At 67.5% G+C, this 5,795-nt stretch carries 6 protein-coding genes and 1 pseudogene; 2 read left to right on the forward strand and 5 right to left on the reverse strand.

The window, feature by feature from the left end:
* Positions 1 to 398, forward strand: a 398-nt coding sequence (locus WC493_RS21285; protein ID WP_373068311.1) for an aminotransferase class III-fold pyridoxal phosphate-dependent enzyme, incomplete at its 5' end; no start/stop codon positions are given.
* On the opposite strand, the gene WC493_RS21290 is transcribed toward WC493_RS21285, so the two are convergent.
* Positions 382 to 2,613 carry an HD domain-containing phosphohydrolase gene (locus tag WC493_RS21290; protein WP_373068313.1) on the reverse strand — a complete coding sequence of 744 codons (2,232 nt, stop codon included), beginning with the start codon at positions 2,611 to 2,613 and terminating at the stop codon, positions 382 to 384. The two genes, WC493_RS21285 and WC493_RS21290, sit on opposite strands and share 17 nt — an antisense overlap.
* 240 nt (positions 2,614 to 2,853) lie before the next feature.
* Between WC493_RS21290 and WC493_RS21295 the strand changes: the two genes are divergently transcribed.
* Complete coding sequence (locus WC493_RS21295; RefSeq protein WP_373068315.1) at positions 2,854 to 3,828, forward strand: oxygenase MpaB family protein; 975 nt, start codon at positions 2,854 to 2,856, stop codon at positions 3,826 to 3,828.
* 22 nt (positions 3,829 to 3,850) lie between these two features.
* On the opposite strand, the gene WC493_RS21300 is transcribed toward WC493_RS21295, so the two are convergent.
* From WC493_RS21300 to WC493_RS21315, 4 genes and pseudogenes are all read right to left on the reverse strand, one after another.
* A complete protein-coding gene (locus tag WC493_RS21300) occupies positions 3,851 to 4,081 on the reverse strand; it encodes a hypothetical protein (RefSeq protein ID WP_373068317.1) in 231 nt (76 codons plus the stop codon).
* Between the two features lie 12 nt (positions 4,082 to 4,093).
* Positions 4,094 to 4,915: a ferritin-like domain-containing protein gene (locus WC493_RS21305; protein WP_373068319.1), complete on the reverse strand. Its 822-nt coding sequence runs from the start codon at positions 4,913 to 4,915 to the stop codon at positions 4,094 to 4,096.
* A 204-nt stretch (positions 4,916 to 5,119) separates the two neighbouring features.
* Positions 5,120 to 5,518: a F0F1 ATP synthase subunit epsilon gene (locus tag WC493_RS21310; RefSeq protein WP_373068321.1), complete on the reverse strand. Its 399-nt coding sequence runs from the start codon at positions 5,516 to 5,518 to the stop codon at positions 5,120 to 5,122.
* Between the two features lie 15 nt (positions 5,519 to 5,533).
* Positions 5,534 to 5,795, reverse strand: a pseudogene (locus WC493_RS21315) (F0F1 ATP synthase subunit beta); the annotation flags it as partial.

The raw sequence follows: 5,795 nt of genomic DNA on the forward strand, positions 1-5,795 counted from the left end.
ACGACCGGGCCACGGCCGCGCTGATGCATGGGCCGACCTATATGGGCAATGCGCTGGCCTGCGCGGTCGCCAATGCCTCGCTCGACCTCTTCGAGACGGAGCCGCGCCTTGCCCAGGTCTCCGCCATCGAAGGCTGGCTGCGGGCGGGGCTGGAGCCGTGCCGGCACCTGCCGGGGGTGGTCGACGTCCGGGTGAAGGGGGCGATCGGCGTCGTCCAGCTCGACGAGATCGGCGATCTCAACGCGCTCAAACGTGCCTTCGTCGAGGCCGGCGTCTGGGTCCGCCCCTTCGGCGACATCGTCTATCTGACCCCGGCCTTCGTCGCCACCGAGGACGAGGTGGCGACCCTGACCGGCGCCATCCGCAAGGTCCTGAACCAGGTCAGCCTTCGAAGCTGAAACCATCGTCGCGGAACAGGGCGACGCAGGCGTCGACGACGGCCGGGTCGTAGAACCGTCCCCTGTTCTTGACCAGTTCCTGCAGCGCCTTGTCGATCCCCAGCGCCGGACGGTAGGGCCGGTGCGACGACATCGCCTCCAGCACGTCGGCAACCCCGATGATCTTCGCCCCGAGCAGGGTCTGCGCCCCGGACAGGCCCTGGGGATAGCCCGAGCCGTCTTCCCGCTCGTGATGCTGGCGCACGAGCTGCGCGATCGGCCAGGGAAAATCGATGCCCTTCAGAATGTCGAAACCGGCCTGGGGATGGCGCCGCAGCAGCAGTTTCTCGACCTCGTCGAGCGCCGTCGGCTTGACCAGGATTTCGGACGGCACCTGGATCTTGCCGATGTCATGGATCGAGGCGGCGAGGCGGATGCCGTGGATGTCGTCGTCCGGCAGGCCCAGCTTGGCGGCGATGGCGCCGGCCAGCTTGCTCACCCGGCGCTGGTGACCCGCGGTATAGGCGTCACGCAGTTCGAGTGTCGCCGCCACCGCCGCGATCGTCGCCTCCAGGCTTTTCTCCAACCGTTCGCGGGCGCGCTGGCTGGACTGGCGCAGGCCCAGCATGGCGACGCCGAAGGCGAGGTCGGACGCCAGTTCCTGCAGCAGGCCGATCTCCTCCTCGTTGAATGGCGCGACCGCCGGGGCATAGATGGTGAGTGCACCGAAGGCATGCCCGTCCGCGATCAGGGGAAAGGCACTCGACGAACGGTATCCCCTTTCAAGGGCGGCGCCGACCCAGGGCGCCATCAACGGGTTGGTCGCGAAATCCCGGTTCACCTGGGGCAGGCCGGTGCGGATCGCAGTGCCCGTCGGCCCGCGGCCGAATTCGTTGTCACCCCAGCTGATGCGGATCGAATCGAGATACCCCTCCTCGTGGCCGAAATGGGCCACAGGCTCGACCGAGCGCCCCTCGTCGTCCCGGGTATAGCCGACCCAGGCCATGCGATAGCCACCGATCTCGACGATGTTGCGGCACACCTCGACCAGCATCTGGTGCTCGTCCTCGGCATGGACCAGGGATTTGTGGCAGGCCGTGATCACTTTGAGCGCACGGTTGAGGCGCAGGATCTCGCTCTTCGAGGTCAGGGCGAAGGCCATCTGGTCGATCGCCTTGGCGACCTGCCCCAATTCGCCGCTGCGGTGATCCACGCCCGTGCGGGCACGGCTGTCACCACCGCCGATCGCCTGGGCGGCCTGGACGATGGCCCTGGACGGTCGCACCACGAAAATTTCGGCGCTGACCAAGGCGACCATCATGCCACCGAAGGCGAGGGTCAGAATGATCGCGACCGCGACCGCGAATTGCCGATCACTGTCCCGCGTCATCACCGCCCGGTCGAGGCCGGCCCAGAGATAGACCGGCCCGGCAGCCGTCTCCGCGAGCCTCGAACGGGCGATGACTCGCGTGACACCGTCCGCCCCCTCGAGGTCGACGGCGCCGTCCCCGGTCACCGCCTCGAACAGGGCGCTGCCGGCGATGCTCCGCCCCAGTGCCAGGCCGGGATCGGGATGTTCGGCGAGAACGGTACCCCGGCCGTCGACCAGACCGAGCGTGGTCCCGGGCGGAAAGCCGGCGGCAGACAATTCGCTGGCGACCCAGCCGAGGTCGATGAGCACCGCCAACACGGCCCGCGGCCTGCCGTCCTCGCCCAACATGGCCCGGGCCACGGGAAGGCTCCACCGACCGGTCAAGCGATCGATCGCAGCCACCCCGAGCACCGTGCCATCGACCGCCATCGACTGTTCGAAATACAGACGATCAGCCACGTTGACAGCATCGCCGCGGCCGTCCGCACGGCACAGGATGGCACCCGACGGCAGCGCCAGGATCATGTTCTCGGCATGGGGCAGAAGGGACAGTTGGCTCACCATGGTGGCACTGCAGTCCCGCTCGTCGAGCAAGCGGGCGGCCGCCCCGGTATCGACAAGGACGTCGAGGAACAAGCGGGCGGCCAGAAGTACGTCGGCCTGTTTCCGGGACAGGGAATCGGTCTCCACCTTCGACCGTTCGACCGCGCGGACCACGTCGGCTTCACGATCGTCCCGCGCGCGGTCGATCTCGACCACGAGGATGACGGCGAAAATCATGCCGAGGACCAGAATGGAGCGCTGGCGCAGATTGGCGAAGCCCGTCCACGACAGGCGAGCAGCCAGTTTCGACATCAATTCCATTGAAGACCCGCCATGACCTGAGCTGGATTCTTGGACCCGAGAGGGTCAATAAACTGTTTATAGTCCCCCAAGGGGGCGCGCCGACGCGATCGAAATGCGAGCAGTTGGCCCGCGGAGTTCATTTCCCCGGCGCTGTGACGGCCCCCCCGCCGGGCTTTCCCGGCCCTGGAGGGAAGCGGAGTTTCCGCCTCCGGTCCGCTTTGCGATGCTGAGCCCACGCAGCGGTAGTGGGGAAATGCCATGGGCTTCGGTGATCTGGTAGCGACGGCGGCAGCACATCTGCCCCTCTACAGCGGTGTCCGGCAGTCGCTCGAGCGGCTCTACACGCCCGACGACCCGGCCTTCCGGGTGGACTATCTGGCCGACCCCGGCGACCCCGGCGATTTCGGGCCGGACAGCGTGACCTGGAGGGTGATGGCCAATCCCGTGGCCTTCTTCGTGGGCGCCATCCCGGCCGTGATCATGCAATTGGCGGAGGAAGGCATCGGCAAGGGGGTCGACACGTTCTCGACCTACAAGACCGACACGATCGGCCGCTCGCAGCGCACCCTTTCGGCCGCGCTGGCGACCACCTACGCCTCGCGGGGGGCGAAGAAGGCACTGCTCGCCGAAGTGGCGCAGCGCCATGCCAAGGTGCGCGGTCCCCTGTCGGACGGCGGACGCTATACCGCCTTCGATCCCGAGCGCATGGCCTTCGTCCATCTGACCGCCGGCCTCGGCTTCGCCGAGGCCTATCACCGTTTCGTAGCACCCTTGAGCGCCGCCGAGCGGGAACGGGCAATCGTCGAATCGCTGCCCGGCGCCGCCGACTACGGCCGCTTCGAGATCCCCCATACCCAGGCCGGTGTGGACGACTTCCTGCGCTCCTTCGCGCCGCGCCTGAATCGGCGGCCGGAACTGGACAGTTTCCTGGCCGTGGCGCGGCGGCGCTCGCCCTTCGGGCGGCTGGCGACCCCTTTGCAGGGCCTGATCGTCGATGCCGGCATCGACCTCCTGCCCGAATGGGTGAAGGACCGGCTCGACATGCGCTGCTCGCCGGCGCGGCGGGCAGCCGCCAATGCCGTGCTGCGCTCGCTTGCCGCGTTCCTGCCCAAGCTGATGAAGGATACCCCGCCGCAGCTCGCCTGCCGGCGCATGGGCTTGCCCGACGATTACCTGTTCCGCAAGCCGGGCGACGCAGACTACCGCCTCGGCGCTCCCGACGCGGCCCGCTGAGGAAGGCCCCCGGCCCGGGGCCTCAGTCTCCACCGCCGCAGTCACCGCCACCGGAGTCGCCTCCGCTGTCGCAGGAGGCGCCGCCGTCGCTGCTCGCAGAACTGTCGCCCGAGCCGGGATCGGCCAAGGACGTGCCGCTGTCGTAGGCCCAGTGGTGACCGCCGCCGGCCGGAAGATTATGGGCCCGCACCCAGGCCCAGCGAACACCCCAGACCAGAAGGGCGGCGACGGCGAGGCCGAACAGCGCCGCCATCGCCCGGCGTCCTCAGGCCGCCATGCGGGAGAGCTTGCGGGCGCGCTTCTCCCACAGCCACCAAGCACCGCGCTGGGTCAGATTGGCGACCGTGCCGTGGGGCGAAATGCCGATCGCCTTCAGCATCATGGCGATCGCCCGGGCCAGATGGCCGTAACGATAATTGGAATAGGCCCGCTTGCTGTAGGCGAGAATCGACTTCCGGCGGTCGTAGGGCACTTCCGGGCCGTAGTTCGCACAGTAGAAAGCGTAGGAGAGTTCGTCGTCGTCGGCCTCGTTCACGCGCCCGATGGTCAGGCGGATCTTGGCGAAGAGGCCCAGGGAATCCTTGGGATCGAAGCGCTTCAGCGTGTCGTAGAAGAGCTTGTAGTGGCGGAATTCGTCGCCGGCGATCAGATGGGCGGCCTGCTTCAGCACCGGTTCCTCGGTCGCGTCGCGGATCGCGCTGTAATAGCTCGAAGTGCCGCATTCGACGACGCAGCGCGCCAAAAGCTCACCCGCGCGGGAGCCGCGCACGGACTCGGTCGCGTCGAGCGGCAGGCGGTAGCCTTGACGGAAGCGGTTCAGGCTCGCCTCGAAATCGAAGCTCGGATCGGCCAACTTGGCCCAGGCGGCCAGCGTCTCGCCATGCAGGCGTTCCTCGACACCCCAGCGATGAATGGCTTCATGCAGCCAAGTTTCGTCCTGGAAGACGTTCAGCAGATAGGTGACGTAGTCCTGGCTGTTGGCTTCGACCAAGCTGGCGGTCTTGATCGCCATGACCATGTCCGGGTCGACCTTGGACGGGTCGAACTTGTCCCACCCGATGTCGTCAAGTCCCCAGTGGCGGCCCATGCCTGTCCTCTCCCAGTGTTAACCGACGCACTCGCAGCATAGCATGAGAGTCGGCCCAAGGTCCGGTATAGGCAAGGATTTCGTGACAGGCAAGTAACAGTGCCACCGGGGCGCGGGCCGATCCGCCTTCGCGATCGCCCCGTGGGCCGAAAGCGAAAACGGCGGCCACAGCCGCCGTTCCCGAAAACGCCGCGGAATCCGCCGTCAGGCGGCTTCCAGCACTTCGCGGATCGCCGCGATTTCCATCTCGGCGCGGGTGCGCTGCTGGTCGTCCGCGGCAGCGGCCAGGTCGGCCTCCGCATCCTTCAGCTTGGCAGCCAGGTCGGCCTTCGAGGCGGAGGCGAGGTCGATCGCCTCTTCCGCCAGGATGGTCAGGCCGTCCGGGGTCACCTGGGCGAAGCCACTGCGCACGAAGAGACGGTTCACCGTCTTGCCGCCGGCCTGGACCTCCACCACGCCGGCACGCAGCAGGCTGATGAAGGGGGCATGGTCGGGCAGGACCGCGAAGTCACCCTCGGCGCCCGGCACCACCACCGTCTCGACCTCGGCCGAGAACAGCAGTTTTTCCGGGCTCACCAGGTCGAATTGAACCTTGTCGGCCATTCTCTCCGCCTATCCTCAGGCAGCCTCGGCCGCCAGCTTCTTGGCCTTTTCGACCGCTTCCTCGATGGTGCCGACCATGTAGAAGGCGGCCTCGGGCAGGTGGTCGTATTCGCCGGCGGCGATCGCCTTGAAGCCCTTGATGGTGTCCGCGAGGGCCACGAGCTTGCCGGGGGCGCCGGTGAAGATTTCCGCCACATGGAAGGGCTGCGACAGGAAGCGCTGGATCTTACGGGCGCGGGCGACCGTCAGCTTGTCTTCTTCCGACAGTTCGTCCATG

Origin of the sequence: Zavarzinia sp. (genome assembly GCF_041650655.1) — a bacterium.
GTDB lineage: Bacteria > Pseudomonadota > Alphaproteobacteria > Zavarziniales > Zavarziniaceae > Zavarzinia.

Coding starts and splice junctions, on each gene's coding strand:
- WC493_RS21290 (WP_373068313.1), bottom strand. CDS start 2,613: ATGGAATTGATGTCGAAACTGGCTGCTCGCCTGTCGTGGACGGGCTTC.
- WC493_RS21295 (WP_373068315.1), top strand. CDS start 2,854: ATGGGCTTCGGTGATCTGGTAGCGACGGCGGCAGCACATCTGCCCCTC.
- WC493_RS21300 (WP_373068317.1), bottom strand. CDS start 4,081: ATGGCGGCGCTGTTCGGCCTCGCCGTCGCCGCCCTTCTGGTCTGGGGT.
- WC493_RS21305 (WP_373068319.1), bottom strand. CDS start 4,915: ATGGGCCGCCACTGGGGACTTGACGACATCGGGTGGGACAAGTTCGAC.
- WC493_RS21310 (WP_373068321.1), bottom strand. CDS start 5,518: ATGGCCGACAAGGTTCAATTCGACCTGGTGAGCCCGGAAAAACTGCTG.